Annotated in this window: 22 protein-coding genes; 17 read left to right on the top strand and 5 right to left on the bottom strand. The window is 71.9% G+C overall.

Annotated features, from left to right (window positions below; all coding sequences use genetic code 11):
* Positions 1–4: 4 nt before the first annotated feature.
* Positions 5–1750 (bottom strand): dolichyl-phosphate-mannose--protein mannosyltransferase, encoded by a 1746-nt coding sequence (locus ACIHCM_RS25115; RefSeq protein ID WP_399899802.1) that lies wholly within the window; start codon positions 1748–1750, stop codon positions 5–7.
* Positions 1751–1812: 62 nt separating this feature from the next.
* Between ACIHCM_RS25115 and rsmI the strand changes: the two genes are divergently transcribed.
* From rsmI to ACIHCM_RS25060, 11 genes are all read left to right on the top strand, one after another.
* Positions 1813–2658 carry a 16S rRNA (cytidine(1402)-2'-O)-methyltransferase gene (gene rsmI, locus ACIHCM_RS25110; protein WP_399899799.1) on the top strand — a complete coding sequence of 282 codons (846 nt, stop codon included), beginning with the start codon at positions 1813–1815 and terminating at the stop codon, positions 2656–2658.
* A 175-nt stretch (positions 2659–2833) separates the two neighbouring features.
* Positions 2834–3244, top strand: coding sequence for a hypothetical protein (locus ACIHCM_RS25105; RefSeq protein ID WP_399899796.1), 411 nt, complete (start codon positions 2834–2836; stop codon positions 3242–3244).
* A gap of 37 nt (positions 3245–3281) precedes the next feature.
* Complete coding sequence (locus tag ACIHCM_RS25100; protein ID WP_399899794.1) at positions 3282–4163, top strand: TatD family hydrolase; 882 nt, start codon at positions 3282–3284, stop codon at positions 4161–4163.
* Between the two features lie 111 nt (positions 4164–4274).
* A complete protein-coding gene (locus ACIHCM_RS25095) occupies positions 4275–5690 on the top strand; it encodes a ubiquitin-like domain-containing protein (RefSeq protein ID WP_399899791.1) in 1416 nt (471 codons plus the stop codon).
* A gap of 31 nt (positions 5691–5721) precedes the next feature.
* Complete coding sequence (gene rsmA / locus ACIHCM_RS25090; RefSeq protein ID WP_399899788.1) at positions 5722–6621, top strand: 16S rRNA (adenine(1518)-N(6)/adenine(1519)-N(6))-dimethyltransferase RsmA; 900 nt, start codon at positions 5722–5724, stop codon at positions 6619–6621.
* A complete protein-coding gene (locus tag ACIHCM_RS25085; protein WP_399899783.1) occupies positions 6618–7517 on the top strand; it encodes a 4-(cytidine 5'-diphospho)-2-C-methyl-D-erythritol kinase in 900 nt (299 codons plus the stop codon). Before rsmA ends, ACIHCM_RS25085 begins: the two co-directional genes overlap by 4 nt.
* Before the next feature lie 116 nt (positions 7518–7633).
* Complete coding sequence (locus tag ACIHCM_RS25080; protein ID WP_399899780.1) at positions 7634–8716, top strand: peptidoglycan recognition family protein; 1083 nt, start codon at positions 7634–7636, stop codon at positions 8714–8716.
* A gap of 73 nt (positions 8717–8789) precedes the next feature.
* Complete coding sequence (locus tag ACIHCM_RS25075; protein WP_399899777.1) at positions 8790–10598, top strand: ABC-F family ATP-binding cassette domain-containing protein; 1809 nt, start codon at positions 8790–8792, stop codon at positions 10596–10598.
* Between the two features lie 217 nt (positions 10599–10815).
* Positions 10816–12609: a PQQ-binding-like beta-propeller repeat protein gene (locus ACIHCM_RS25070; RefSeq protein ID WP_399899774.1), complete on the top strand. Its 1794-nt coding sequence runs from the start codon at positions 10816–10818 to the stop codon at positions 12607–12609.
* A 48-nt stretch (positions 12610–12657) separates the two neighbouring features.
* Entirely contained in the window at positions 12658–14436 is a 1779-nt protein-coding gene (locus tag ACIHCM_RS25065; RefSeq protein WP_399899771.1) for a PQQ-binding-like beta-propeller repeat protein, read from the top strand.
* A 334-nt stretch (positions 14437–14770) separates the two neighbouring features.
* Positions 14771–15460 (top strand): LuxR C-terminal-related transcriptional regulator, encoded by a 690-nt coding sequence (locus ACIHCM_RS25060; protein WP_399899769.1) that lies wholly within the window; start codon positions 14771–14773, stop codon positions 15458–15460.
* A 208-nt stretch (positions 15461–15668) separates the two neighbouring features.
* On the opposite strand, the gene ACIHCM_RS25055 is transcribed toward ACIHCM_RS25060, so the two are convergent.
* The gene (locus tag ACIHCM_RS25055) at positions 15669–15980 is read right to left on the bottom strand and encodes a hypothetical protein (protein ID WP_399899766.1); all 312 of its coding nucleotides are present in this window, start codon (positions 15978–15980) and stop codon (positions 15669–15671) included.
* 21 nt (positions 15981–16001) lie between these two features.
* Positions 16002–17681 (bottom strand): sodium:solute symporter family protein, encoded by a 1680-nt coding sequence (locus ACIHCM_RS25050; protein ID WP_399899763.1) that lies wholly within the window; start codon positions 17679–17681, stop codon positions 16002–16004.
* 195 nt (positions 17682–17876) lie between these two features.
* Here ACIHCM_RS25050 and galT point away from each other — a divergent pair, with 195 nt between their 5' ends.
* Genes galT through galK form a run of 3 tightly spaced genes read left to right on the top strand, consistent with a single transcriptional unit; the run spans position 17877 to position 21097 of the window.
* On the top strand, positions 17877–18938 hold the full coding sequence (gene galT, locus ACIHCM_RS25045) for a galactose-1-phosphate uridylyltransferase (RefSeq protein WP_399899760.1): 1062 nt from the start codon (positions 17877–17879) through the stop codon (positions 18936–18938).
* Positions 18935–19897, top strand: coding sequence for a UDP-glucose 4-epimerase GalE (gene galE, locus ACIHCM_RS25040; protein WP_399899757.1), 963 nt, complete (start codon positions 18935–18937; stop codon positions 19895–19897). Before galT ends, galE begins: the two co-directional genes overlap by 4 nt.
* A 27-nt stretch (positions 19898–19924) precedes the next feature.
* Entirely contained in the window at positions 19925–21097 is a 1173-nt protein-coding gene (gene galK, locus ACIHCM_RS25035) for a galactokinase (RefSeq protein ID WP_399899754.1), read from the top strand.
* An 11-nt stretch (positions 21098–21108) separates the two neighbouring features.
* Here the strand turns inward: galK and ACIHCM_RS25030 are convergent, their stop codons facing one another.
* A complete protein-coding gene (locus ACIHCM_RS25030) occupies positions 21109–21570 on the bottom strand; it encodes a GNAT family N-acetyltransferase (protein ID WP_399899882.1) in 462 nt (153 codons plus the stop codon).
* A gap of 297 nt (positions 21571–21867) precedes the next feature.
* On the opposite strand from ACIHCM_RS25030, the gene ACIHCM_RS25025 reads away from it, so the two are divergent.
* The gene (locus ACIHCM_RS25025) at positions 21868–22638 is read left to right on the top strand and encodes a LuxR C-terminal-related transcriptional regulator (protein ID WP_399899752.1); all 771 of its coding nucleotides are present in this window, start codon (positions 21868–21870) and stop codon (positions 22636–22638) included.
* Positions 22639–22785: 147 nt separating this feature from the next.
* Here the strand turns inward: ACIHCM_RS25025 and tamR are convergent, their stop codons facing one another.
* Positions 22786–23283: a MarR family transcriptional regulator TamR gene (gene tamR, locus ACIHCM_RS25020; RefSeq protein WP_399899749.1), complete on the bottom strand. Its 498-nt coding sequence runs from the start codon at positions 23281–23283 to the stop codon at positions 22786–22788.
* Positions 23284–23355: 72 nt separating this feature from the next.
* Between tamR and ACIHCM_RS25015 the strand changes: the two genes are divergently transcribed.
* Both ACIHCM_RS25015 and ACIHCM_RS25010 read left to right on the top strand, forming a co-directional pair.
* Positions 23356–24159 (top strand): trans-aconitate 2-methyltransferase, encoded by an 804-nt coding sequence (locus tag ACIHCM_RS25015; RefSeq protein ID WP_399899746.1) that lies wholly within the window; start codon positions 23356–23358, stop codon positions 24157–24159.
* Complete coding sequence (locus tag ACIHCM_RS25010; RefSeq protein WP_399899744.1) at positions 24156–24515, top strand: VOC family protein; 360 nt, start codon at positions 24156–24158, stop codon at positions 24513–24515. The genes ACIHCM_RS25015 and ACIHCM_RS25010 overlap by 4 nt, the downstream gene beginning before the upstream one ends.
* The last annotated feature ends 54 nt before the right edge of the window (positions 24516–24569 follow it).

Raw genomic sequence — 24569 nt, 5'->3', positions numbered from 1 at the left:
TCGGCTACACCCAGGTGTCCAGCCACATCCGCGACCGCCAGTCGTCCATCGGGATCGTCTGGCCGGTGTAGATGGGCCAGAAATAGACGAAGTTCCAGGCGATCAGCAGCACCAGGACGCCCGCTCCCGTCGCTCCCGCCACGCGGCGGGTGTCGGTGGAGCCGGGTGGGCCGACCAGGGCGCCGAGCAGCATCGCGACCGCCAGGCAGAGGAACGGCACGAAGACCACGGCGTAGAAGAAGAAGATCGTCCGCTCCTGGTACAGGAACCAGGGGAGATAGCCCGCGACGATCCCGCAGGCGATGGCGCCCGCGCGCCAGTCGCGGCGGAAGAACCAGCGCCAGAGCACGTACAGCAGCGCGAAGCAGGCCACCCACCACAGCATCGGCGTGCCCAGCGCCAGCACCTCGCGCGCGCACTTGTCACCCGCGTCCACCGGGCAGCCGTCCGCGCCGGGGGCCGGGGACTCGTAGAAATAGGACACCGGGCGGCCGGTGACGATCCAGCTCCACGGGTTGGACTGGTAGGTGTGCGGCGAGGACAGGCCGACGTGGAACTCGTACACCTGGCTCTCGTAGTGCCACAGGCTGCGCCACCAGTCGGGGAACAGCCACGACCAGGAGCTGTCCTTGCCGTCCGTGGCCGCCCAGTTGCGGTAGTAGCCGCCCGATCCGTCGGTCGGGGAGAGGATCCAGCCGGTCCAGGACACGACGTAGGTGACGATCGCGACCGGGACCGTCGACAGGAACGCCCAGCCGAGATCGCGCCGGATCACCGCCGTGTACGGATGCCGTGCTCCCGCCACCTTGCGGGCCCCGACGTCCCAGAGCACCGCCATCACACAGAACGCGGCCAGGATGTACAGGCCGTTCCACTTGGTGCCGATGGCCAGGCCCAGCATCAGACCCGCCGCGATCCGCCACGGGCGCCACCCGATGCGGGTCTCCTGCGCCGTCCGCGCGTCCGGCCGGACCCGGCCGTCGGCGTCCGTGGGCAGGGCGGCGGCCAGTCTCGCCCGCGCCCGGTCCCGGTCGACCAGCAGGCAGCCGAACGCCGCCAGCACGAAGAACATCAGCACGCCGTCCAGCAGCGCGGTGCGGCTCATCACGAAGTGCAGCCCGTCCACCGCCATCAGCGCGCCCGCGAGGCAGCCGAGGAAGGTGGAGCGGAACAGGCGGCGGCCGATCCGGCACAGCAGGAGGACGGACAGCGTGCCCAGCAGGGCGGTCATGAACCGCCAGCCGAACGGGTCGAACCCGAACATCAGCTCGCCGAGCCCGATCACGTACTTGCCGACCGGCGGGTGCACGACGTACGCCGCGTCCGTCGGGATCGGCACGTCGCCGCCCCGGGACAGGATGAGGTCGTTGACGTTCTTGTCCCAGTTGACCTCGAACCCGCGGTGGACGAGCGCCCAGGCGTCCTTGGCGTAGTACGTCTCGTCGAATATCACCGCCTTCGGGCTGCCCAGGTTCCAGAACCGCAGCACCCCCGCGAACAGCGTCACCAGCAGCGGCCCGCCCCAGCCGGACCAGCGGGCGATGCGCGTGGCCAGCGGATACCGGATGCCGAGCGCCGCCCACAGCCGTGGGCTCGGCTCGGTGTACGGCGGTACGAGGCGGTCCCGGACGTCGCCGCGGGAGCCGGCCGGTGTGTAGCCGAAACGGCGCAGCCGCTGCTGCCACGAGGGCCGCTGCTCGTGGGAGGCCTGGTCCTGCCGGGTGTCCGTGGAGGACGCGGTACTGGTCACCGCGCCATCGTAGGGAACCCGTCTGTGGGAGTCCCGTGGACCGCCCCTGCGAGGATGGAAACGTGACAGGAACCCTTGTTTTGGCAGGCACCCCCATCGGTGACGTCGCGGACGCGCCGCCGAGGCTCTCCGCGGAACTGGAGCGGGCGGACGTGGTCGCCGCCGAGGACACCCGGCGGCTGCGCCGGCTGACCCAGGCGCTCGGCGTGACGCCCCAGGGGCGGGTGGTGTCGTACTTCGAGGGCAACGAGGCGGCGCGTACGCCGGAGCTGGTAGAGGAGCTGGTGGGCGGCGCGCGGGTGCTGCTCGTCACGGACGCCGGCATGCCGTCGGTGTCGGACCCGGGGTACCGGCTGGTGGCGGCGGCGGTGGAGCGGGACGTCCGGGTCACCGCCGTGCCGGGGCCGTCCGCCGTACTGACCGCGCTGGCGCTGTCCGGGCTGCCGGTGGACCGGTTCTGCTTCGAGGGGTTCCTGCCGCGCAAGGCGGGGGAGCGGCTGTCGCGGCTGCGGGAGGCCGCCGGGGAGCGGCGCACGCTGGTCTACTTCGAGGCGCCGCACCGCCTGGACGACACGCTGAGGGCGATGGCCGAGGCGTTCGGCGCACAGCGGCGGGCGGCCGTCTGCCGGGAGCTGACGAAGACCTACGAGGAGGTACGGCGCGGGACGCTCGGCGAGTTGGCCGAGTGGGCGGCCGAGGGGGTGCGCGGGGAGATCACCGTGGTGGTCGAGGGCGCCCCCGAGAAGGGTCCCGAGGACGTCGGCCCCGAGGAGCTGGTGCGGCGGGTGCGGGTGCGGGAGGACGCCGGCGAGCGGCGCAAGGAGGCCATCGCGGCGGTGGCCGTGGAGGCGGGAGTGCCCAAGCGGGTCGTGTTCGACGCGGTGGTGGCCGCCAAGCGCGCGCCATGAGAGGCCACGGGTCTCCACTGGGCTCTCCCAAACGGCGCTAAAGGGGACGGGCCCTGAGGCAAGACACCGCCAAGTCCCGCCCAATACTGCACAGATCCCGTGCTTTCGGCCCCTTCCAGCAGTCCACTGGGTGACGGAACGCAACCCGTTCCTCCAGCGGACAACAGGAGCCGGCATGAGCGAGATCACAGGGCACACCGGCCTTCGCAACGGGGCGACCGCCGTGGTCGACGAGTCGTACTCCTTCGCCTGCATGCGATGCGGGCACGGGTGGGAGCAGTCGTACGAGATAGAGCACCACGTCGACGGCGGGGGTCACGAGTTCGTCCTGTACGTGACCGACGGGCGGATCGTGCCGTCGCCGCTGAGCAGGCCCGCCTGCCATCGCTGCGACGGCCATGTGGTGCGGATCATGCGGGCCGGCCAGGTGTCGTCGGCGCGTGACGCGGGACGGCGGCAGCGGCCCGCCGCGGCGGCCGGGCCGGTCGCGGTGCCACGGCAGGCCGGGGAGGCCGGGGCGACCGGCGAGCAGCATCACTGGCACCTGTCCGGCCTGCTGCACGTCTTCCAGCGCAAGGCCGGCTGAGCCGCTCCCGGGCGGGTCCCTCTCGTACGATCGGGGCATGCCCACCTCCGACAAGAACGCCGCACCGCCCCTGCCGCCGCCCCTCGGCGTGCCGGTCGCCGACTCGCACACCCACCTGGACATGCAGTCCGGCACCGTGGAGGAGGGCCTCGCGAAGGCCGCGTCGGTCGGTGTCACGACGGTCGTGCAGGTCGGCTGCGACGTGAACGGCTCCCGGTGGGCGGCCGAGACGGCGGCGGCGTACGAGAACGTGCACGCGGCCGTCGCGCTGCACCCCAACGAGGCCCCGCGCATCGTGCACGGCGATCCCGACGGCTGGTCCCGGCAGGGGGCGCGCGAGCCCGGCGGGGACGCGGCGCTGGACGAGGCGCTCGCCGAGATCGAGCGGCTCGCCGCGCTGCCGCAGGTGAAGGCCGTCGGCGAGACGGGCCTCGACCACTTCCGTACCGGGCCCGAGGGCAAGGCGGCGCAGGAGCGGTCCTTCCGCGCGCACATCGAGATCGCCAAGCGGCACGGCAAGGCACTGGTCATTCACGACCGCGACGCCCACGCGGACGTGCTGCGCGTCCTGAAGGAGGAGGGCGCGCCCGAGCGCACGGTGTTCCACTGCTACTCCGGGGACGCCGAGATGGCCGAGGTGTGCGCGCGCGCCGGCTACTTCATGTCCTTCGCCGGCAACGTCACCTTCAAGAACGCCCAGAACCTGCGCGACGCGCTGGCGGTGGCCCCGCTGGAGCTGGTCCTGGTGGAGACGGACGCGCCTTTCTTGACGCCGGCGCCCTACCGCGGACGGCCCAACGCCCCGTATCTCGTTCCGGTCACGGTGCGCGCCATGGCCGCCGTCCGCGGCATCGACGAGGACGCCATGGCCACCGCACTCGGCGCGAACACGGCGCGCGCCTTCGGTTACCGCACATGACACAGCACGCTGTGTAGTCGCGTCGCTTTGGAGAGTGACGATCGCTCCGCTAGGTTCTGGGGGCCCGATCCGGACCCCTCTGGACCCCTCCGGCCCCTGGAGCGTGTCGGCGTGAGCAACTCGCAGTACGAGACATACGGGATCAATCAGTCGTACGGGACCTTCGACTCCCTCGACGCGTACGAGCCGTCGCCGGCCTACGACGACGGGTGGGACGTGCACAGCGCCCCGACGCTGCCCCACGGCACCACCTACGCCGCCTACGCCGCGTACGACCCGTCCGGCGCCACGTCCGGCGACACCTACCGGCCCGCCTACGAGACGGCCGAGCCGCTGGTGCCCCGGCAGGGCTCGCCGGAGACGCCGGCCGTCGCCCGCCCCCGGGCCGGTGGGCGCGCCGCGCGCCGGCGCAAGGGGCGGTCCCCGGAGCGCCCCGACACCTCCGTACGCCGGCTGCTGCCGCGTGCGCTGGTCGTCGCGTTCCTCGCCGGTGGCACCACCGCCTTCGTCGCCGAGGACAAGGCCGTCGAGCTGACCGTCGACGGCGAGCCCCGCCGGCTGCACACCTTCGCCGACGACGTCGGTGAGCTGCTCGCCGAGGAGGGCGTCGAGATCGGCGCGCACGACGTGATCACGCCCACGCCCGGCACGGAACTGGGCCACGGCGACGAGATCGCCGTGCGGTACGGCCGCCCCGTGCGACTCACCCTCGACGGGCACCGGCAGGAGGTGTGGACGACGGCACGGACGGTGGAGGGGGCGCTCAGACAGCTCGGGGTGCGGGCACAGGGCGCGTACCTGTCCGTGGCGCGCTCGCAGTCGATCGGGCGGGCCGGTCTCGCCCTCGACGTGCGCACCGAGCGGTCGGTGACGGTCATGGCGGACGGACGGGCCCGCACCGTCCGCACCAACGCGGCCACCGTCGACGAGGCCGTCCGGGCGGCCGGGGTCACCTTGCGCGGCCAGGACACCACCTCCGTGCCGCCGGACAGCTTCCCGCGCGACGGGCAGACGGTCACCGTGCTGCGGATCACCGGCGGCAAGGAGACCCGTGAGGAGGAGATCCCCTTCGAGGTGCGGCGGGTCGAGGACCCCACGGTGTTCAAGGGCACGGAGGTGGTCGAACAGGCCGGGCAGCCGGGCCTGCGCCGGGTCACCTACGCGCTGCGGACCGTCAACGGGGTGCGCCAGCAGCCGCGCCGGATCAGTACCGAGCTGGTGCGCGAGCCGGCCACGCGGATCGTGAAGGTCGGCACCAAACCGATGCCCACCTCGGTCCAGGGCGCCGACCACCTCGACTGGCAGGGCCTCGCCGTCTGCGAGTCCGGCGGCGACCCCGGCGCCGTGGACCCGTCGGGGACGTACGGGGGCCTCTACCAGTTCGACACCGGGACCTGGCACAGCCTCGGCGGCACCGGCCGCCCCCAGGACGCCCCGGCGGCGGAGCAGACGTACCGGGCGAAGAAGCTGTACACCCGGCGGGGCGCCGGCCCCTGGCCGCACTGCGGAGCGCGGCTGCACGGATAGCCCCGGCGGCGGCCACGGATAGGCTGTCGCCGTGAGCAGCCCCACCCCCGACGCCCTCCTGGGTCCCGCCGACATCCGTGAGCTGGCGGAAGTCCTCGGCGTACGGCCCACCAAGCAGCGCGGCCAGAACTTCGTCATCGACGCCAACACGGTCCGCCGTATCGTCCGAACCGCCCAGGTACGGCCCGACGACGTGGTCGTGGAGGTCGGGCCGGGGCTCGGCTCGCTCACCCTGGCGCTGCTGGAGGTGGCCGACCGGGTCACCGCCGTCGAGATCGACGACGTCCTGGCCGGCGCGCTGCCCGCCACCGTCGCGGCCCGCATGCCGGAGCGCGCCGAGCGGTTCGCGCTGGTGCACTCCGACGCGATGCGCGTCACCGAACTGCCCGGCCCCGCGCCGACCGCCCTGGTGGCGAATCTGCCGTACAACGTGGCCGTCCCGGTGCTGCTGCACATGCTCGACACCTTCCCCAGCATCGAGCGCACCCTCGTGATGGTGCAGTCCGAGGTCGCCGACCGGCTGGCCGCGCCGCCCGGTTCGAAGGTGTACGGCGTGCCGTCGGTGAAGGCCAACTGGTTCGCCGAGGTCAAACGGGCCGGCGCGATCGGACGCAACGTCTTCTGGCCCGCCCCGAACGTGGACAGCGGGCTCGTCTCGCTCACCCGGCGCGCCGAGCCGGTCAAGACCACCGCCTCGCAGCGCGAGGTCTTCGCCGTCGTCGACGCGGCGTTCGCGCAGCGCCGCAAGACCCTGCGGGCAGCGCTGTCCGGGTGGGCCGGTTCCGCGGCCGCCGCCGAGGCGGCGCTCGTCGCGGCGGGCGTCTCGCCGCAGGCGCGCGGCGAGTCCCTGACGGTCGAGGAGTTCGCCCGGATCGCGGAGGCCGCGCCGGCGCGGGCCACGACCCCCGCACCCCAGAAGGAGAACAAGTGAGCGTCACGGTACGTGTCCCCGCCAAGGTCAACGTCCAGCTCGCGGTCGGCGCAGCCCGCCCCGACGGCTACCACGACCTGGCCAACGTCTTCCTCGCGGTCGGGCTCTACGACGAGGTCAGGGTCACCGCGGCCGACGAACTGCGCGTCACCTGCGAAGGACCCGACGCCGCCCAGGTCCCCCTGGACCGGACGAACCTGGCGGCCCGGGCGGCGGAGGCGCTCGCCGCCCGCTACGGCCGCTCGGCCGGCGTCCACATCCACATCGCCAAGGACATCCCCGTCGCCGGCGGCATGGCGGGCGGCAGCGCGGACGGTGCGGGCGCGCTGCTCGCCTGCGACGCCCTGTGGGGCACCGGCGCCTCCCGCGAGGAACTCCTCGACATCTGCGCGGAGTTGGGCAGTGACGTGCCGTTCAGCCTGGTCGGCGGGGCGGCGCTCGGCACCGGGCGGGGCGAGAAGCTGACCTCGCTCGACGTCGGCGGCACCTTCCACTGGGTGTTCGCGATGGCGGACCGCGGGCTGTCCACCCCGGCCGTGTTCCGGGAGTTCGACCGGCTCGTCGAGGGCACGGACGTGCCGGAGCCCGTCGCCTCCCAGGACCTGCTCGGCGCCCTCGCCAAGGGCGACCCCGACGCGCTCGCCGCCGCCGTCTCCAACGACCTCCAGCCCGCCGCCCTCTCCCTCTTCCCCGCCCTCGCCGGCACCCTCGCGGCGGGCCGGGCCGCCGGCGCCCTGGCCGCGCTGGTCTCGGGCTCCGGCCCGACCACGGCCTTCCTCGCCCGCGACCCGCAGTCCGCGGCGAAGGTGGCGGCGGCGCTGAGCGCGTCGGGCACGTGCCGGACGGTGCGCACCGCGTCCGGTCCTGCGCCGGGCGCCACCGTCCTGGGCGGTTGATCCGGAGCTCCACCGGCGGGACGGTCAACGTGAGTTGATCTTCTTCGCCCGATCTCCACGAGGAGTTCGGGAAGCCGTGGTGCTGGTGGGGCAGGTGGCGCCCATACGTTTGGTTGATGTTTCAAGCCTCCTCCCACCGCAAGAAGAACCCCCTTTCCCGCCGCGGCGTGATCGGCGCCGCCGGAGCCGTGGCCGCCGCGGCCGCGGTGACCCCGGCGGTCTTCGCGGCCACCGAGTCCGGCACCTCCACCACGGACGCCGGGCCGGGGACCACGCCGAAGGCCTTCCCGGCCACCCGCACCGCCGCCGCCGAAGGCACCGACTCCCTCCCCTTCGCCGCCTCCTACGTCGCCGTCCGCTGGACCGGCGCCCAGGACGGCGCCGCGATCCGCTTCGGGGACGGCTCCTGGGAGCCCGTGACCGGCGGGTGCGCCACCGTCGAGGACGGCGGCACGGCACTCGTCCCGGCCGGCGCGGCCACCGCGTACGAGGTGCAGGCGCCCGCCGGGGCGCGGCGCCTGCGCTCCCTGGCCATCGACCCCACCGACGGTCCGGAGCGCACCTTCCTGGTGCCGTCGGAGCCCACCCGGATGCGGGGCGTGCGCTATGTCTCCCGCCCGGCCTGGGGCGCCGACGAGTCCAAGCGCTTCAAGGACGGCGTGGTCATCTCGCCCGAGCAGTACTATCCGCTCCAGACGATCACCGTCCACCACACGGCGACCCCCAACGACGACCCCGCCCCGGCGGCCACCGTGCGGACGATCTACGACTTCCACGCGATCACCAACGACTGGGGCGACATCGGCTACCACTTCCTCGTCGACGAGGAAGGCGTCGTCTACGAGGGCCGCTACTCCGGCGGCGACGGCATCCCCGCCCTCGACCCGGACGGCAACCTCGTCACCGCCTTCCACACCGCCGGCTTCAACTCCGGCAACCTCGGCATCGCCCTCCTCGGCACCCTCACCGACCAGGGGCCCACGCCTGCCGCCAGGAACTCCCTCACCCGGCTCGTGAAGGTGATCGCCCGCCTCAAGGGCCTGGACCCACGGGCGCGGACCACCTTCGTCAACCCGGTCAACGGCGTGACCAAGGACGTACCCGTGCTCAGCGGCCACCGCGACTGGCTGCAGACCGACTGCCCGGGACAGGTCATGTACGACCTCCTCGCCGAGATCCGCGCGGCCGCCGCCCGCTGACGGCGCGGGGACCGGGCACCTCCCCGCGACCGTTAGGCTGGGAGGCTGACCGATCCCCGCGAGCAGGAGCGAAATGGCCGTCAACCTGGTCAATGTCGAGAACGTCAGCAAGGTGTACGGCACCCGCGCGCTCCTCGACGGCATCTCCCTCGGCGTCTCCGAAGGGGACCGCATCGGCGTCGTCGGCCGCAACGGCGACGGCAAGACCACGCTCATCCGGATGCTGGCCCGCCTGGAGGAGGCCGACACCGGCCGCGTCACCCACTCCGGCGGCCTGCGCATGGGCGTCCTCACCCAGCACGACTCCCTCGACCCCGAGGCCACCGTCCGCCACGAGGTCATCGGCGACATGGCCGACCACGAGTGGGCGGGCGACGCCAAGGTCCGCGACGTGCTCACCGGCCTGTTCGGCGGGCTGGACCTGCCCGGCTTCCCGCAGGGCCTCGACACCGTCATCGGCCCGCTCTCCGGTGGTGAGCGGCGCCGCATCGCGCTCGCCAAGCTGCTGATCGACGACCAGGACCTGATCGTCCTGGACGAGCCCACCAACCACCTCGACGTCGAGGGCATCGCCTGGCTCGCCCAGCACCTGCGCGAGCGCCGGTCCGCGCTGGTCTGCGTCACCCACGACCGCTGGTTCCTCGACCAGGTCTGCACCCGCATGTGGGACGTGCAGCGCGGCGTTGTCCACGAGTACGAGGGCGGCTACTCCGACTACGTCTTCGCCCGCGCCGAACGCGAGCGGATCGCCGCGACCGAGGAGGTCAAGCGGCAGAACCTGGTCCGCAAGGAACTGGCCTGGCTGCGCCGCGGCGCCCCCGCCCGCACCTCCAAGCCGCGCTTCCGCGTGGAGGCCGCCAACGAGCTGATCAAGGACGTGCCACCGCCCCGGGACCGCTCCGAGCTGATGAAGTTCGCGTCCTCGCGGCTCGGCAAGACCGTCTTCGACCTGGAGGACATCACCGTCCAGGCCGGACCCAAGGTGCTCCTCAAGCACGTCACCTGGCAGCTCGGACCCGGCGACCGCATCGGCCTGGTGGGCGTCAACGGCGCCGGCAAGACCTCGCTGCTGCGGGCCATGGCCGAGGCGGCGCGCACGCAGGGGGAGACGCAGCCCACGGGCGGGCGGATCGCCGTCGGCAAGACCGTCAAGCTCGCCTACCTCTCCCAGGAGGTCGCCGAACTCGACCCCAGCTTGCGGGTCCTGGAGGCCGTGCAGCAGGTGCGTGAGCGCGTCGACCTCGGCAAGGGGCGCGAACTCACCGCGGGCCAGCTGTGCGAGACGTTCGGTTTCAGCAAGGAGAAGCAGTGGACGCCGGTCGGGGACCTGTCCGGCGGTGAGCGGCGCCGGCTGCAGTTGCTGAGGCTGCTGATGGACGAGCCGAACGTCCTCTTCCTCGACGAGCCGACCAACGACCTCGACATCGAGACGCTGACCCAGCTCGAGGACGTCCTCGACGGCTGGCCCGGCTCGATGATCGTGATCTCCCACGACCGCTTCTTCATCGAGCGCACCACGGACCGGGTGTTCGCCCTGCTCGGCGACGGCACGCTGCGGATGCTGCCGCGCGGGATCGACGAATACCTGGAGCGGCGCCGGAAGATGGAGGAGGCCGTCGCGGCCGCCTCCCCGGCGGCGGCGCCGGTGAAGCCGGCGGCCGAGAAGAGCGCCGCCGACCAGCGCGCCGCCAAGAAGGAACTCCAGAAGATCGAGCGGCAGTTGGACAAGATCTCCGAACGCGAGACCAAGCTGCACTCGCAGATCGCCGAGAACGCCACGGACTTCGCGAAGGTGGCCGAACTGGACGCCGAGCTGCGTGGGTTGGCGGGGGAGCGCGAAGAGCTGGAGATGCGCTGGCTGGAACTGGCCGAGGACGCCTGAGTCCCGGCGCGCGCGTCACGTGAAGGGGGCGTGAAGGCGCGTAACAACGGCATCACGGGCCGGTGCTCCCTTGGGAACAGGGGTGTATCCGGCCCGGTTCGTCTTGGGTTCCGGGTGATAGAAATGGGCGGTCTGAGAACCGTCTGAGAATCGTGGGTGTGGCGGAAACGCAGCGCCAGGGGCGCGGAGCCACATCAGTCACAAGGGGGAACCGCTGATGACCCAGCCACCCAACCAGCCGCCGGGTGGCGGCTTCGGCGCGCCACAGGACCAGCCGCCCGGTGGCGGCTTCGGCGCACCGCAGGACCCGCGGCAGTCCGGCGGTTTCGGCGCGCCACAGCCCCCGGCGCAGGGCACGCCCCCGCCGCCGGCACAGCCCCCGCAGGGGCCGCCGCAGCCGCCCCAGCCCCCACACGCTCCGCCCCAGCCGGGGTACGGCTATCCGCAGCAGCCCGGCCCGTACGGAACCCCGGGCCCCTACGGGCAGCCACAGCAGCCGGGGCCGTACGGCCCGCAACCCGGCTACGGCTATCCGCAGCCCCAGTACCCCGGCGCCCCCGGCACGCCTCCCGGCGCCGGCTCGCGCAACCCCTTCCGGGGCAAGCCCGCGCTGGCCGTCGGGGCCGCGGTGGCGGCGCTGCTGCTGATCGGCGGCACGGTCTACGTCGTGACCAGCGGCGACGGCGACGACAAGAAGCCGGTCGCCGAGCAGAGCGACGATCCCAAGCCCTCCGCGTCCGACGCCCCGGTCAACCCCGGTGACGGCAGCGGCGACGGCGGCGCCGACCCCGACGACCTCAACGAGGGCCGCAAGCCCGGCGAGGCGAAGGTGCTCTGGTACAAGGAGGCGCCCGACGCCCCCGGTTCCGGCGCCGACGCCCCCGGCATGTGGATCACCGGCAAGACGGCGGTGAAGGCGGCGTACAAGGAACTCGTCGCCTACAACGTCGGCGACGGCAAGCCCACTTGGGACCCGATCACCTTCCCGCAGAAGATCTGCTCGGTCACCTCGCAGAAGACGGCCGACGACAAGATCGTCGTGGCGTACATGAACGGCGCGAGCGACCGCGCCAAGTGCAACCAGATGCAGCTGATCGACCTCGACACCGGCGAGAAGGGCTGGAGCGGCGAGGTCGCGGACGGCGCGCTCTTCGACAGTGCGCTCAGCATCGAACTGAGCCTGGCCGGCAACACGTTGATGGTGGGCCGCTCGCAGTCGGGCACGGCCTACGACGTCACCACCGGCAAGAAGCTGTTCGACAAGAAGAAGTACGGCGACTCCTGCTTCCCGACCGCCTTCGCGGGCGGCAGCCGGCTGATCTCCGTGGCGTCCTGCGGCGCGGCCACCGACAACGAGCACGACGAGATCCAGGAGCTGGACCCGAGGACGGGCAAGGTCAAGTGGACCCAGGCCTTCGACAAGGGCTGGCGGATCATGCGCACCTATTCCCTCGACCCGCTGGTGGTCTACAGCACCAACGACGACAAGGACGCCTGGAACATCTCCACGCTGGACGCCAAGGGCGGCTTCCGCTCCCAGGTGAAGATCGACGAGAGCTTCGCCCCGGCGTGCGGCTGGTCCGTCCTCCAGCGCGACCTGACCGGCTGTGAGGGCGTCGCCGCCGACGCGAACACCCTCTATCTGCCCACCGAGGCCTCCGGCGGCGCCAACGAGATCGTCGCGATCAACCTCGCCACCGGCAAGGAGAAGTGGCGCGTGAAGTCCCCGGCGGAGGAGGCGATGCTGCCGCTCCAGGTCGAGGGCGGCAAGCTCACCGCGTACGTCGAGCCGTCGTACGACGGGGGCGGCCAGATCGTGTCCGTGCCGACGACCGGCAGCAGCCACACCCCGGCGAAGCTGCTGCAGAACCCCGCGGGCGCCGCGGAGGTCGAGAACAGCTTCTTCTCGCGGGACGTCGCCTGGGTGGACGGCCGCTTCTACATCTCCACCACCCGGCTGTCCGGCTCGGACGACGCCAAGGAGAAGCTGATGCTCGCCTACGGCAAGTGACGCGCCCCCCGACTCGTTCCGTCCCCGTCTCCCCGAGGTACCCACGTCATGACCCAGCCGCCGCCTCCGCCGCCCAACCAGCCCCCGCAGGGGGGTGGGCCCGGCTCCTCGCAGCCCCAGCCCCAGCCACAGCACCAGCCGGGGTCCCAGGACCAGCCGCCCGCCGCGCCGCCCACTCCGCCGCAGCAGCCGCCGGCGGGCTATGGATATCCGCAGCCGCCGCAGCCGCAGCCCGGGTACGGATATCCGCAGAGCCCGCCGACGCCGCCGCAGCAGCCCGGGTACGGCTACCCCGGGGCGCCGGGCCCCCATCCCTACGGACAGCCCGCCCCGGGCTACGCGCAGCCGACCGTGCCGATGCACCCGCAGCCGGGTCGGCCGGGCGGTGACAAGCGGGCGTTCCAGGCGCAGGTGGCCATCATCGTGGCCGCCGTCGTGGCGATCGCGCTGATCATCGGTGGCGGCGTCTGGTACTCGAAGTCGTCCGCCGGCGGCGGCAAGGACGACACCGCAAGCTCCAGCGGCGGCAAGGGTGACGGCAAGGGCGGCGAGGGCTCCTCCAAGGGCTCCGAGAAGGTGCCCGCCGACCCGAACTCCAAGGTGCTGTTCCAGATTCCGGCGCCCAAGGTCGACAAGGACGACTCCGTCGTCGTCTCCGGCTCCTGGCTCACCGACAAGGTGTACGCCAAGGCGGGCGTCGCCGAGATCGTCGGCTACGACCGGGACAAGGGCACCGAGCTGTGGACGATCCCGCTGCCCGGGCCGGTCTGCGAGGCCACCGAGCACGCCACGGCGGACGGGAGGACAGCGGTCGTCTTCCAGCCCCGGATGCCCGCGAAGAACTCCTCCGAGGGGTGCAGTCAGGTCGCCGCGATCGATCTGAACGCGGGCAAGAAGCTGTGGACGAAGACCGCCAACTCCGGTGACCAGCCGATCAACTTCGACAACGTCACCGTGAGCGCGAGCACGGTCGCCGTGGGCAGCACGAGCGGCGGCGCCGCGTTCGACATCGCCACCGGCAAGTCGCTGTGGGCGCCGAAGCCCGGGGACACCTGCTACGACGCCGGGTACGGCGGCGGCGCCAAGCTGGTCGCGGTGCGCAAGTGCGGGCAGTACGAGGCGCGTGAGCTGCACATCCAGACCATCGACCCGAAGTCCGGGAAGGTGATCTCGGAGTACAAGATGGCCAAGGGCATCGAGTACGCCAGTGTCGTGTCGACCGAGCCGCTGGTGGTCGCGGCCGACGTGGGTGACTCGGCCGGGGACGGCAGCGGCATCTCGGACTTCTTCTCCGTGGACAACAAGACGGGCAAGCTGCGGGCGCGGATCTCGGCGCCGGGTGACTCCTACGCCGCCGACTGCGACGGGATCTCGCGGGTCGAGGACTGCACGGGGCTCGCGGTCGGCAACGACCGGCTGTACGTGCCCACGGAGGAGCAGGACAGCTCCGGTGACCTCGGCCGGATGAACTCGGTCGTCGTGTTCGACCTGGCGACCGGGAAGCAGACCGGGCAGCGGGCGGACGCCGGGGACGGGTACACGATGACGCCGCTGCGGATGGACGGCGGGAACGTGATCGCGTACAAGAGCGGGCCCTACGACAAGGGCGGGCAGATCGTCAGCATCGACGGCGGCAGCTTCGAGCAGGTCAAGCTGATGGAGAACCCGGGGACCGACTCGGTGCGGGACGTGGAGTCGGGCAAGGAGCCGGCGTACGGCGAAGTGCTCTACGCCCAGGGGCAGTTGTACATGTCCGAGGTGTACGTCAGTGGGTCGGCCGCGAGTGGGGACGAGTACCTCGCCATCGCGTTCGGGGTGAGTGGCTGACGTCCGTGTCGCCGTCGGCGGCGTGCGGCCCCGTCCCTGTTCAGGGGCGGGGCCGCGTGCTTACCGCTCAGCACCCTCGAACGAGCGGATTTTCGGCGATCAGGGGCACTTCTCAGCAGGAGAGGCAGCGTGACGTCGAACAAGCGTGTAGCTTCCGGGGCATGACGGGCGTCTATGCCGGGGGGCGGGCGTCCGGGGGGCTGGACTTGGTTTGTTCCGTGTTGGTTCCGGGTCTGTCCGTGGGGACCTTTGGGCATCCATAGTGGGCGTCCATCGGGGGTCTGGGACTGCGACGGGGACCGGGGCAGGGGACTGGGGGCTGGGGGGTATCTCGATGGGAGTGCGGCTCATGGTGGTCGACGACCACCGGTTGCTCGCGGAGGCGCTGGCCTCGGCGTTGAAGCTGCGGGGGCACCGGGTGCTGGCCGCGGCGGCGCCGGCCGTGGGGGCGGCGGAGCTGGTGATCGCGCGGGCGCCCGAGGTGTGTCTGTGGGGGACGGCGACGCCTGCCGAGGCGGGGGCGTTCGATCCCGTGCAGCGGATCAAGCGGGAGCGGGGGCAGGTGGCGGTGCTGGTGCTGGGGCCGGTGCCGAGTCCGCGGGGGATCGCGGCGGCGTTCGCGGCGGGGGCGTCCGGATATGTGCGGCACGACGAGCGCATCGAGGGCGTGGAGCGGGCGATCATGAAGGCCCGGGCGGGGGAGGCGGCGGTGGCGCCGCAGTTGCTGCAGGGGGCGTTCAGTGAGCTGCTGAATCCCGCGGCGCAGCCGGATGACGAGGGGCAGCGGCTGTTGGAGATGCTGACGCCGAGGGAGGTGGAGGTGCTGGTGCGGGTGGCCGACGGGGAGGACACGCGGCTGATCGCGGCGGGGATGGGGATCGCGCCGTCGACGGCCCGTACCCATGTCCAGCGTGTCCTCATGAAGTTGGGCGTCGGCTCGCGTCTGGAGGCCGCGGCCCTGGCGGCCCGCACCGGGCTGCTGGACCGGGCGGGGCCGCTGCCGGGTCGCGGCGGCGAGGACTGACGCCTGCGGGGGCCTGTTTTCGGTTTGGTGGGGGTTGCTGTAGCGCGTTCGGTGGCGGGGTGGGGCGGGGCCGTGCCGGGTACGCGACTGCGGGTCCGCGGGGCCGCCCGGGCCCGTGCCCGCCTTCTCGCCGTGTGCGGGTGTGGGGTCCGTGGGGTGTGGTGCCCCGTCCCCGGGTGGGGACGGGGTGGGGACGGGGTGGGGTGGGTTATTGCTGGTCGGGGGTTTCCGGTGGGGGTGGGGGGGCCGTGGGGCGGAGTTTCAGCCAGGCCAGGAAGAACAGGCCCAGCAGGAGCATGCCCAGGCCGGTCCAGAGGTTGATGTTGACGCCCTCGGCCTTTTCGATCGCCGCCTCGTCGTCCGTGAGGCCCACGATCGTGACGATGACGCCGTAGACGACGAACAGGCTGCCGATGATGCGGCGGATGTCGAAGAGGCGGGCGGCCGTGGCGGACTTGCCCTCCAGTTCGGTGACCTCGCGCAGGACGTCGTCCTCGGAGTACTCGGGGTGCTCTGACATGGTCTCTCCATCCTCCCGCGGTCAGAACGAGAACGGGATGTAGCAGGCGGCGGCCAGGATCACCGCGCCCCAGCCGAGCAGGGCGGGCTTGCGGTACCACGCGTCGTCGCCCTCGGCGGGCGGCTCCGCCATGCCGGGCGAGCGGGTGCCGTAGACGAGTCCCTGGAGTTCCCGCTCGGGCTTGGGCGCGGTGAACAGGGAGACGGCCACCATGACCACCGCGCCGGCCACGAAGCCCGCGATCGCGGAGACGAAGTTGGCGCCCTGGTCGGAGGGGATGTCGATGATGCCCTCCTTGTAGATCACGAAGTAGTTGACCATCGCCGCCGTGGTGCCCGCCAGCAGGCCCCAGAAGCCCGACTTCATCGACGCGCGCTTCCAGAACATGCCGATGATGAAGACGACGAACATCGGCACGTTGAAGAAGGAGAACAGCGTCTGGAGGTACGCCATGATGTTCGAGAAGGACGACGCCAGGAACGCCGTGCCGATGGAGGCCAGCACGCCGATCGCGGTGATCAGGCGGCCGAAGCGCACGTAGTAGGCGTCCTCCTGGCCCCGTTTCACGTACTTGGCCCAGATGTCGTTGGTGAACACCGTGTTGAACGACGACACGTTGGCCGCCATGCCGGCCATGAACGCCGCCAGCAGGCCGGTCACGGCGATGCCGAGGACCCCGTTGGGCAGCAGGTCCTGCATCAGGTAGGGGATCGCGTCGTTGTACTGGTAGCCCGACTCGGGGGTGCCGAACTGCGGGATCAGCGCGGCGGCGACCAGCCCCGGGATCATCACCAGGAAGACGATGAAGATCTTCGGGAACGCGGCGATCAGCGGGGTGCGCTGGGCGGCCGAGAGGTTCCTGGCGGAGAGCGCGCGCTGGACCTCCGCGAAGTTCGTGGTCCAGTAGCCGAAGGAGAGGACGAAGCCGAGGCCCAGGACGATGGTGAGCCAGTTCGCGCCGAGCGGGTTGGCATCGCCGATGCCCGTACCGCCCCAGGCGGTCATGAAGTGGTCGCCGCGGCTGGCGGTGAGCGTGTCGGACAGGCCGTCCCAGCCGCCGGCCTTCTTCAGGCCGAGCACCGTGATCGGGATCAGGGCGGCGAGGATCACGAAGAACTGCAGCACCTCGTTGTAGATCGCCGAGGACAGGCCGCCGAGCGTGATGTAGGCGAGTACGAAGAAGCCGGCGACGACGATGGCCACCCACTCCGGCCAGCCGAGCAGCGCCTCCACGACGATCGCGAGGGCGTAGAGGTTGACGCCCGCGATCAGGATGGCGGCGAAGGCGAACAGGACCGAGGCGAGCAGGTGCGCCGACTTGTCGAAGCGCAGGAGCAGGAACTCGGGGACCGAGCGGACCTTGCTGCCGTAGTAGAAGGGCATCATCACCAGGCCGAGGAAGACCATGGCCGGGATGGCGCCGATCCAGTACCAGTGGGTGGTGTAGACGCCGTACTGCGCGCTGTTGGCGGCCATGCCGAGGATCTCGGTGGCGCCCAGGTTGGCCGCGATGAACGCGAGGCCCGTGACCCAGGCGGGCAGGGAGCGGCCGGACAGGAAGAAGTCGAGGCTGGTCTTGACCGACCGGCGGGCGGCGAAGCCGATGCCGAGGACCACGACGAAGTAGATGCCGAGGAGCGTGTAGTCGAGCCAGTTGGTGGGGAGCCGTAGCTCGGCGGACAGGTATGTGGGGGTTTCCATACGCACTCGCTTCGTTGCGTGAACTGATCCGGAGCGAAACCTACGCCTGGGCGTTCGCTAATTGAACACGTTCGATGTCGAGCTTTGTTTGATTGTGATGTTGACTGACCCTGGTGAGTTGTGTTTTGGTATGTTGAGTTATGTTGGATGGTTGGGTGGCTGGTAATACTCGAAGGCTCGAAAGAGGAGTCCGCGGTGAAGAAGACCTCGACCCGTCTGGCCGACGGTCGTGAGCTGATCTACTACGACCTGCGGGACGACGCCGTGCGCGACGCGGTCGACCACCGTCCGCTGGAGCGGACCGTCACGACCTCCGAGATCCGCCGCGACGAGCTGGTGGGCGACTCGGTCGCGATCGCCTCGCACCGCCAGGGCCGGACCTACCACCCGCCGGCCGACCAGTGCCCCCTGTGCCCGTCGCAGGGCGAGCGGCTGAGTGAGATCCCGGACTCCTCGTACGACGTGGTCGTCTTCGAGAACCGCTTTCCGTCGCTGGCCGGTGACTCCGGGCGCTGCGAGGTCGTCTGCTTCACCTCCGACCACACCGCCTCCTTCGCCGACCTGAGCGAGGAGCAGGCGCGCCTGGTCCTGGACGCGTGGACGGACCGCACGTCGGAGCTGTCCCATCTGCCCTCCGTCGAGCAGGTCTTCTGTTTCGAGAACCGGGGTGCGGAGATCGGTGTGACCCTGGGTCACCCGCACGGACAGGTCTACGCCTACCCCTTCACCACCCCCCGCACCGCCCTGATGCTCCGGTCCGTCGCGGCCCACAAGGAGGCCACCGATGGCGAGAACCTCTTCGACGCCGTGGTCGAGGGCGAACTCGCCGGCGAGCGCGTCGTCCTTGCGGGTGAACACTGGGTGGCCTTCGTGCCGTACGCCGCGCACTGGCCGTACGAGGTCCACCTGTACCCGCGCCGCAGGGTGCCCGACCTGCTCGCGCTGGACGAGGCGGCACGCTCAGAATTCGCCCAGGTCTATCTGGAACTCTTGAGGCGCTTCGACCGGATCTTCGGCGAGGGTGAGCCTCCGACGCCGTACATCGCCGCCTGGCACCAGGCGCCGTTCGGCCGGCTGGCGGAGTTCGAGGGCGTCAGCCGTGACGACTTCGCGCTCCACCTGGAGCTTTTCACCATCCGCCGAACTTCCGGCAAGCTGAAGTTTCTCGCGGGTTCCGAATCCGGCATGAGCGTGTTCATCAACGACGTGCCGCCGGAGCGCGCGGCCGAGCGACTGCGAGAGGTAGCTAGTACATGAGCGGGAAGTACCTGGTCACCGGTGGAGCGGGATACGTGGGCAGCGTGGTCGCCCAGCACCTGCTGGAGGCGGGCCACGAGGTCGTCGTCCTCGACAACCTGTCCACCGGATTCCGCGAGGGCGTGCCCGCCGGTGCCTCCTTCGTCGAGGGCGATGTCCGCGACGCCGCGAAGTGGCTGGACTCCTCGTTCGACGCGGTGCTCCACTTCGCCGCCTTCTCCCAGGTCGGCGAGTCCGTCGTCAAGCCGGAGAAGTACTGGGACAACAACGTCGGCGGCACCATGGCGCTGCTCGCCGCCATGCGGGCGGCCGGGGTGCGCAGGCTGGTCTTCTCCTCCACGGCCGCCACCTACGGCGAGCCGCGCGAGGTCCCGATCGCCGAGTCCGCGCCGGCCGCGCCGACCAACCCCTACGGCGCCTCCAAGCTCGCCGTCGACCACATGATCACCGGTGAGGCGCGGGCGCACGGACTGGCCGCGGTGTCGCTGCGCTACTTCAACGTGGCGGGCGCCTACGGCGAGTTCGGGGAGCGGCACGACCCCGAGTCGCACCTGATCCCGCTGGTCCTCCAGGTGGCCCAGGGCAGGCGCGACGCGATCTCCGTCTACGGCGACGACTACCCGACGCCGGACGGCACCTGCGTCCGTGACTACATCCACGTCGCGGACCTCGCGGAGGCCCACCTGCTCGCCGTCGGCGCCGCCGTGCCCGGCGAGCACCTGATCTGCAACCTCGGCAACGGCAACGGCTTCTCCGTCCGCGAGGTCGTCGAGACCGTCCGCCAGGTCACCGGCCACCCGGTCCCCGAGGTCGTGGCCCCGCGCCGGGGCGGCGATCCGGCGGTGCTGGTGGCGTCCGCGCAGACCGCCCGCGAGCGGCTCGGCTGGCACCCCTCCCGCGCGGACCTCGCCGAAATCGTCGCGGACGCCTGGGAGTTCGCGCAGCGGCGCGGCAAGTAGACACGGACGGAAGGCAGGGGTCAGGGCATGAGCGAGGCCAGTGAGACGGTCGCCGGGGCCGTCGCCGAACGGTTCCGGGAGCTGTACGGGGCCGATCCGCAGGGCGTGTGGGCCGCGCCGGGGCGGGTCAACCTCATCGGCGAGCACACCGACTACAACGACGGCTTCGTGATGCCGTTCGCGCTGCCGCACACGGCGGTCGCCGCGCTCTCCCGGCGCGAGGACGGCGTCCTGCGACTGCACTCGGCGGACGTCGAGGGCGGCGTGGCCGAGCTACGCGTCGACGCCCTGGAACCGGAGTCGGACCGGAACTGGACGGCGTACCCGGCGGGCGTGGTCTGGGCGCTGCGCGCGGCGGGCCACGAGGTGACCGGCGCGGACATCCACCTGTCCTCGACCGTCCCGGCGGGTGCGGGCCTGTCCTCGTCGGCGGCGCTGGAGGTGGTGATCGCCCTCGCCCTGAACGACCTGTACGGCCTCGGCCTGAAGGGCTGGCAGCTGGCCCGCCTGTGCCAGCGCGCCGAGAACGTCTACGTCGGCGCCCCCGTCGGGATCATGGACCAGACCGCGTCCGCCTGCTGCACCGCGGGCCACGCCCTGTTCCTCGACACCCGCGACCTCTCCCAGCGCCAGATCCCCTTCGACCTCGCCGCCGAAGGGATGCGCCTGCTGGTGGTCGACACCCGGGTCAAGCACGAGCACAGCACCGGTGAGTACGGCAAACGCCGGGCCGGCTGCGAGAAGGGCGCGGCCCTGCTGGGCGTCGACGCCCTGCGCGACATCCCCTACGACGGGCTGGACGCGGCGCTGGACCGCCTCGGCGACGAGGAGGAGGTACGCCGGCTGGTCCGGCACGTCGTCACGGAGGACGAGCGCGTCGAACGTGTGGTCGCCCTGCTGGAGTCGGGCGGGACCGAGGCGATCGGCCCGGTCCTCACCGAGGGCCACGCCTCCCTGCGCGACGACTTCCGCATCTCCTGCCCGGAGCTGGACCTGGTCGTCGACACCGCCCTGTCCGCCGGGGCCCTCGGTGCCCGGATGACGGGCGGCGGCTTCGGCGGCTCGGCGATCGTGCTCGCCGCGGTGACGGACGTCGACGGCATCACCAAGGCGGTCCAGGAGGCGTTCGCGGACGCCGGCTTCACGGCGCCCCGGGTGTTCGAAGCGGTGCCTTCGGCGGGGGCGCGGCGGCTGCGCTAGAGCAGTGCCCGTCAGCCGGTCCCAAGGCCCTTGGTCAGGGTGAACTCCGTGACGCCGGGCGGGTAGTCGGGGATCGTGCCGACCACCTCGTACCCCCGCTTCCGGTAGAAGTCCGGGGCCTGGAAGTCCCAGGTCTCCAGGCGGGCGGCGGTGCAGCGGCGCTCCTCGCGGGCGGCGCGCTCCGCCTCCGCCAGCAGGCGCGAGCCCAGGCCGGTGCCCCGGTGCCGTCCGTCGACCCAGAGGTACGTGACGTGCAGCCAGGTCGCCCAGGTGTGCCCCACCAGCCCGCCGGCCAGGTCACCGCCGGCGTCCAACGCCCAGACGTGCAGGGGCGATTCACGCGCGGCAGGGGTGTCGCGCAGGGCGCGCAGCACCGGGGAGGCTGCCGTATTGGTGTCGCGGAGCCGGGAACGGAGAAGATCGCGCCGGGACTTGTCGACTTCTGTCTCAATACGAAACATGCGGCTCACCATAAACGCGCCGGGCAGCCAGTTCTGCAAATTGCCTTCCGCTCCTGCCCCCCGCCCGTACTCTGATGAAAGCACCGGTGGGGGCCGGTGCTGTTCAGGGGGCGAGACAAGTCGGGTACGACGCCCGAAGTGGGGGTAGCAGTTTCTGCACGGCGGCGGCCGTGCGGCTGCGGCGACCCCGTCCTGGGGAACGGCAGAGACAACAACCCAGGAGCGCTTCGGGCGTCGTACCCGCACCGGTCACCGGTCCCCGTCGCTGGGCGTTCCCCTGCTCTTGGAGAGCTCGGGGGAGGGGGTTTCGTGGTACGCATCCGAGTCCTGGTCGTCGACGACCACCGCATCTTCGCCGAGTCCCTCGCAGCGGCACTCGCCGCCGAGCCCGATGTCGACGTCTCCGCGGCCGGCAGTGGTCCCGCCGCGGTGCGCAGCCTGGAGCGCGCGGCCGCCGAGGGCCGCCGCTTCGACGTGCTGCTCGTCGACGCCGACCTGGGCGGCGCCGCCCCCGGCATACGGCCCGCGGTGCCCGTGCAGGACGGCGGCGACGGGGTCGTGGACGGGATCTCCCTGGTCGCCGGGGTCCGTGTCGCACAGCCCGGGGTGCGGGTCGTGGTGCTCGCCGAGAAGGACGACCCCCGGCGGGCGGCGCTCGCCCTGCAGGCCGGCGCGAGCGGCTGGGTCGCCAAGGACTGCTCGCTGTCCCGGCTGCTCACCGTCATCCGGGGCGTGCTGCGCGACGAGACCCATCTGCCGCCCGCCCTGCTCACCGGCGTGCTGCGCGAACTGACCGCCGCCCGCAGGCACCGCACCGAGAGCGAACGGCTGGTGGAGTCCCTCACCCCGCGCGAGCGTGAGGTGCTGCGCTGCATGGTCGCGGGCCTCGGCCGCAAGGCCGTCGCCGAGCGCCTCTACCTCTCCCCGCACACCGTACGCACCCACATGCAGAACGTCCTCGGCAAACTCGGCGTCCACTCCACCCTCGCCGCCGTCGCCCTGGCCCGCCGCGCCGGCGTAGGCCCGGCCGACCTGGGCCCCGCCACCGGAATCCCCTCAGAGGAAAGCAACAGCGCCTGAGTCCACGCCCGGCTGGGCAGCGTCCGTAAAGGGGCGCGGGGAACTGCGCGACCAGCCCCGACGGCCCGCAGACAACAACCGGCCGACCCACCGACGCTGCCCGCGGACGACAACCGACGCGCCCCGCAAGCCCCGGCCGGCCAGGCCCTACCCCGGAATGTTGTCGAACGGCGCGGTCAACTGCCGCAACAACGCCGCCAGTTCCCCCCGCTGCGTACGCGACAGCTCCGCGAGGATCGCGCGCTCCTGGTCGAGCAGCCCCGCCAGGGCCTGGTCCGCGCGGTCCCGGCCCTCGTCCGTGAGCCGTACCAGGACACCACGCCGGTCGCTGGGGTCGGGCAGCCGCTCCACCAGCCCCTTCTTCGCCAGCCGGTCGATACGGTTCGTCATCGTGCCCGAGGTGACCAGGGTCTGGGTCAGCAACTGCCCCGGTGAGAGCTGGTACGGCGTCCCCGCGCGACGCAGCGCCGTCAGGACGTCGAACTCCCACGGCTCCAGACTGTGCTCGGAGAAGGCCAGCCGACGTGCGCGGTCCAGGTGCCGGGCCAGCCGGCTCACCCGGCTGAGCACCTCAAGCGGTTCCACGTCGAGGTCCGGGCGCTCCCGGCGCCACGCTGCGACCAGCCGATCGACCTCGTCCTCCATGACGATCAGTGTAGTGGTTGTGTCGACATGAAGTCTCTTGACGTCGAGATACCTACTTGCCAAGCTGAGGACATGGCCGACCCCACCTGGGACCCCGCCCAGTACCTGCGGCACGCCGGACACCGTGCCCGCCCCTTCACCGACCTCCTGGCCCACATCCCCGAGCCGCCCAGCGACCCACCCTGCATCGCCGACCTCGGCTGCGGCCCCGGCAACCTCACCGCGCTGCTCGCCGCCCGCCTGCCCACCGCCCGCGTCACCGGCTACGACAACTCCCCGGAGATGCTCCGGCGGGCCCGCACCGAGCACGCCGGCATCGACCGCCTCGACTTCGCCCACGCCGACCTGCGCACCTGGACGCCCGGTGAGCCGTACGACCTCATCCTCAGCAACGCCACACTCCAGTGGGTCCCCGGGCACGCGGACCGTTTCGGGGACTGGCTCGCCGGGCTGGTCCCCGGCGGCACCTTCGCCTTCCAGGTCCCCGGCAACTTCGACGCCCCCAGCCACCGCCTGATGCGCGAACTGGCCGCGTCCCCGCGCTGGCGGGACCGTCTGGCCGGCACCCTGCGCCACGGCGACGCCGTCCTCACACCCGAGGCCTACCTCGAACGCCTCACCGCCCTCGGCTGCACCGCCGACGTCTGGGAGACCACGTACGTCCATCTCCTCACCGGCGAGGACCCGGTCCTGGACTGGGTGAAGGGCACCGGCCTGCGCCCCGTCCTCACCGCCCTCGCCGACGACCCCGACGCGGCGCGCGCCTTCGAGGACGAGTACCGCAACGCCCTCCGCGAGGCCTATCCACCGGGCCGCCACGGCACACCGTTCCCGTTCCGCCGCATCTTCGCAGTCGCCCGCAAGGAGGTCCGGTGATCACCGCCCTGGACCACGTTCAGCTCGCCGCGCCGCCCCGTTCCGAGGACCGCCTGCGCGCGTACTACGCCGGGGTCCTCGGTATGACGGAGATCCCCAAGCCCCCGGCACTCGCGGAGCGCGGCGGCTGCTGGTTCCAAGCCGGGACCGTACAGCTGCACCTCGGCATCGACACCGGCTTCCACCCCGCCCGCAAGGCCCATCCCGGCCTACGGGTCACGGACATCGACTCCTTCGCCGCACGCCTGATCACCGCCGGCGCCCCGGTCGGCTGGGACGATGCCCTGCCGGGCCACCGCCGCTTCTACTCCACCGACCCGGTGGGCAACCGCCTGGAGTTCCTGGAGCCGATCTGACCGCACGGGCGAAACGGCGACCGACACCGCCGACGGCAACGGCGCCCCGCGAAG

Source organism: Streptomyces sp. NPDC052023 (assembly GCF_044548465.1).
Classification (GTDB): Bacteria; Actinomycetota; Actinomycetes; order Streptomycetales; family Streptomycetaceae; genus Streptomyces.
This window is presented reverse-complemented; position numbering and strand designations above follow the sequence as displayed.

Excerpts from the sequence above, each read along its gene's own strand:
- ACIHCM_RS25100 (WP_399899794.1), top strand. The coding sequence starts at position 3,282 with ATGCCCACCTCCGACAAGAACGCCGCACCGCCCCTGCCGCCGCCCCTC.
- ACIHCM_RS25105 (WP_399899796.1), top strand. The coding sequence starts at position 2,834 with ATGAGCGAGATCACAGGGCACACCGGCCTTCGCAACGGGGCGACCGCC.
- ACIHCM_RS25065 (WP_399899771.1), top strand. The coding sequence starts at position 12,658 with ATGACCCAGCCGCCGCCTCCGCCGCCCAACCAGCCCCCGCAGGGGGGT.
- ACIHCM_RS25070 (WP_399899774.1), top strand. The coding sequence starts at position 10,816 with ATGACCCAGCCACCCAACCAGCCGCCGGGTGGCGGCTTCGGCGCGCCA.
- galE (WP_399899757.1), top strand. The coding sequence starts at position 18,935 with ATGAGCGGGAAGTACCTGGTCACCGGTGGAGCGGGATACGTGGGCAGC.
- ACIHCM_RS25080 (WP_399899780.1), top strand. The coding sequence starts at position 7,634 with ATGTTTCAAGCCTCCTCCCACCGCAAGAAGAACCCCCTTTCCCGCCGC.
- tamR (WP_399899749.1), bottom strand. The coding sequence starts at position 23,283 with ATGGAGGACGAGGTCGATCGGCTGGTCGCAGCGTGGCGCCGGGAGCGC.
- ACIHCM_RS25055 (WP_399899766.1), bottom strand. The coding sequence starts at position 15,980 with ATGTCAGAGCACCCCGAGTACTCCGAGGACGACGTCCTGCGCGAGGTC.
- galK (WP_399899754.1), top strand. The coding sequence starts at position 19,925 with ATGAGCGAGGCCAGTGAGACGGTCGCCGGGGCCGTCGCCGAACGGTTC.
- ACIHCM_RS25075 (WP_399899777.1), top strand. The coding sequence starts at position 8,790 with ATGGCCGTCAACCTGGTCAATGTCGAGAACGTCAGCAAGGTGTACGGC.
- ACIHCM_RS25015 (WP_399899746.1), top strand. The coding sequence starts at position 23,356 with ATGGCCGACCCCACCTGGGACCCCGCCCAGTACCTGCGGCACGCCGGA.
- ACIHCM_RS25050 (WP_399899763.1), bottom strand. The coding sequence starts at position 17,681 with ATGGAAACCCCCACATACCTGTCCGCCGAGCTACGGCTCCCCACCAAC.
- ACIHCM_RS25060 (WP_399899769.1), top strand. The coding sequence starts at position 14,771 with ATGGGAGTGCGGCTCATGGTGGTCGACGACCACCGGTTGCTCGCGGAG.
- ACIHCM_RS25030 (WP_399899882.1), bottom strand. The coding sequence starts at position 21,570 with ATGGTGAGCCGCATGTTTCGTATTGAGACAGAAGTCGACAAGTCCCGG.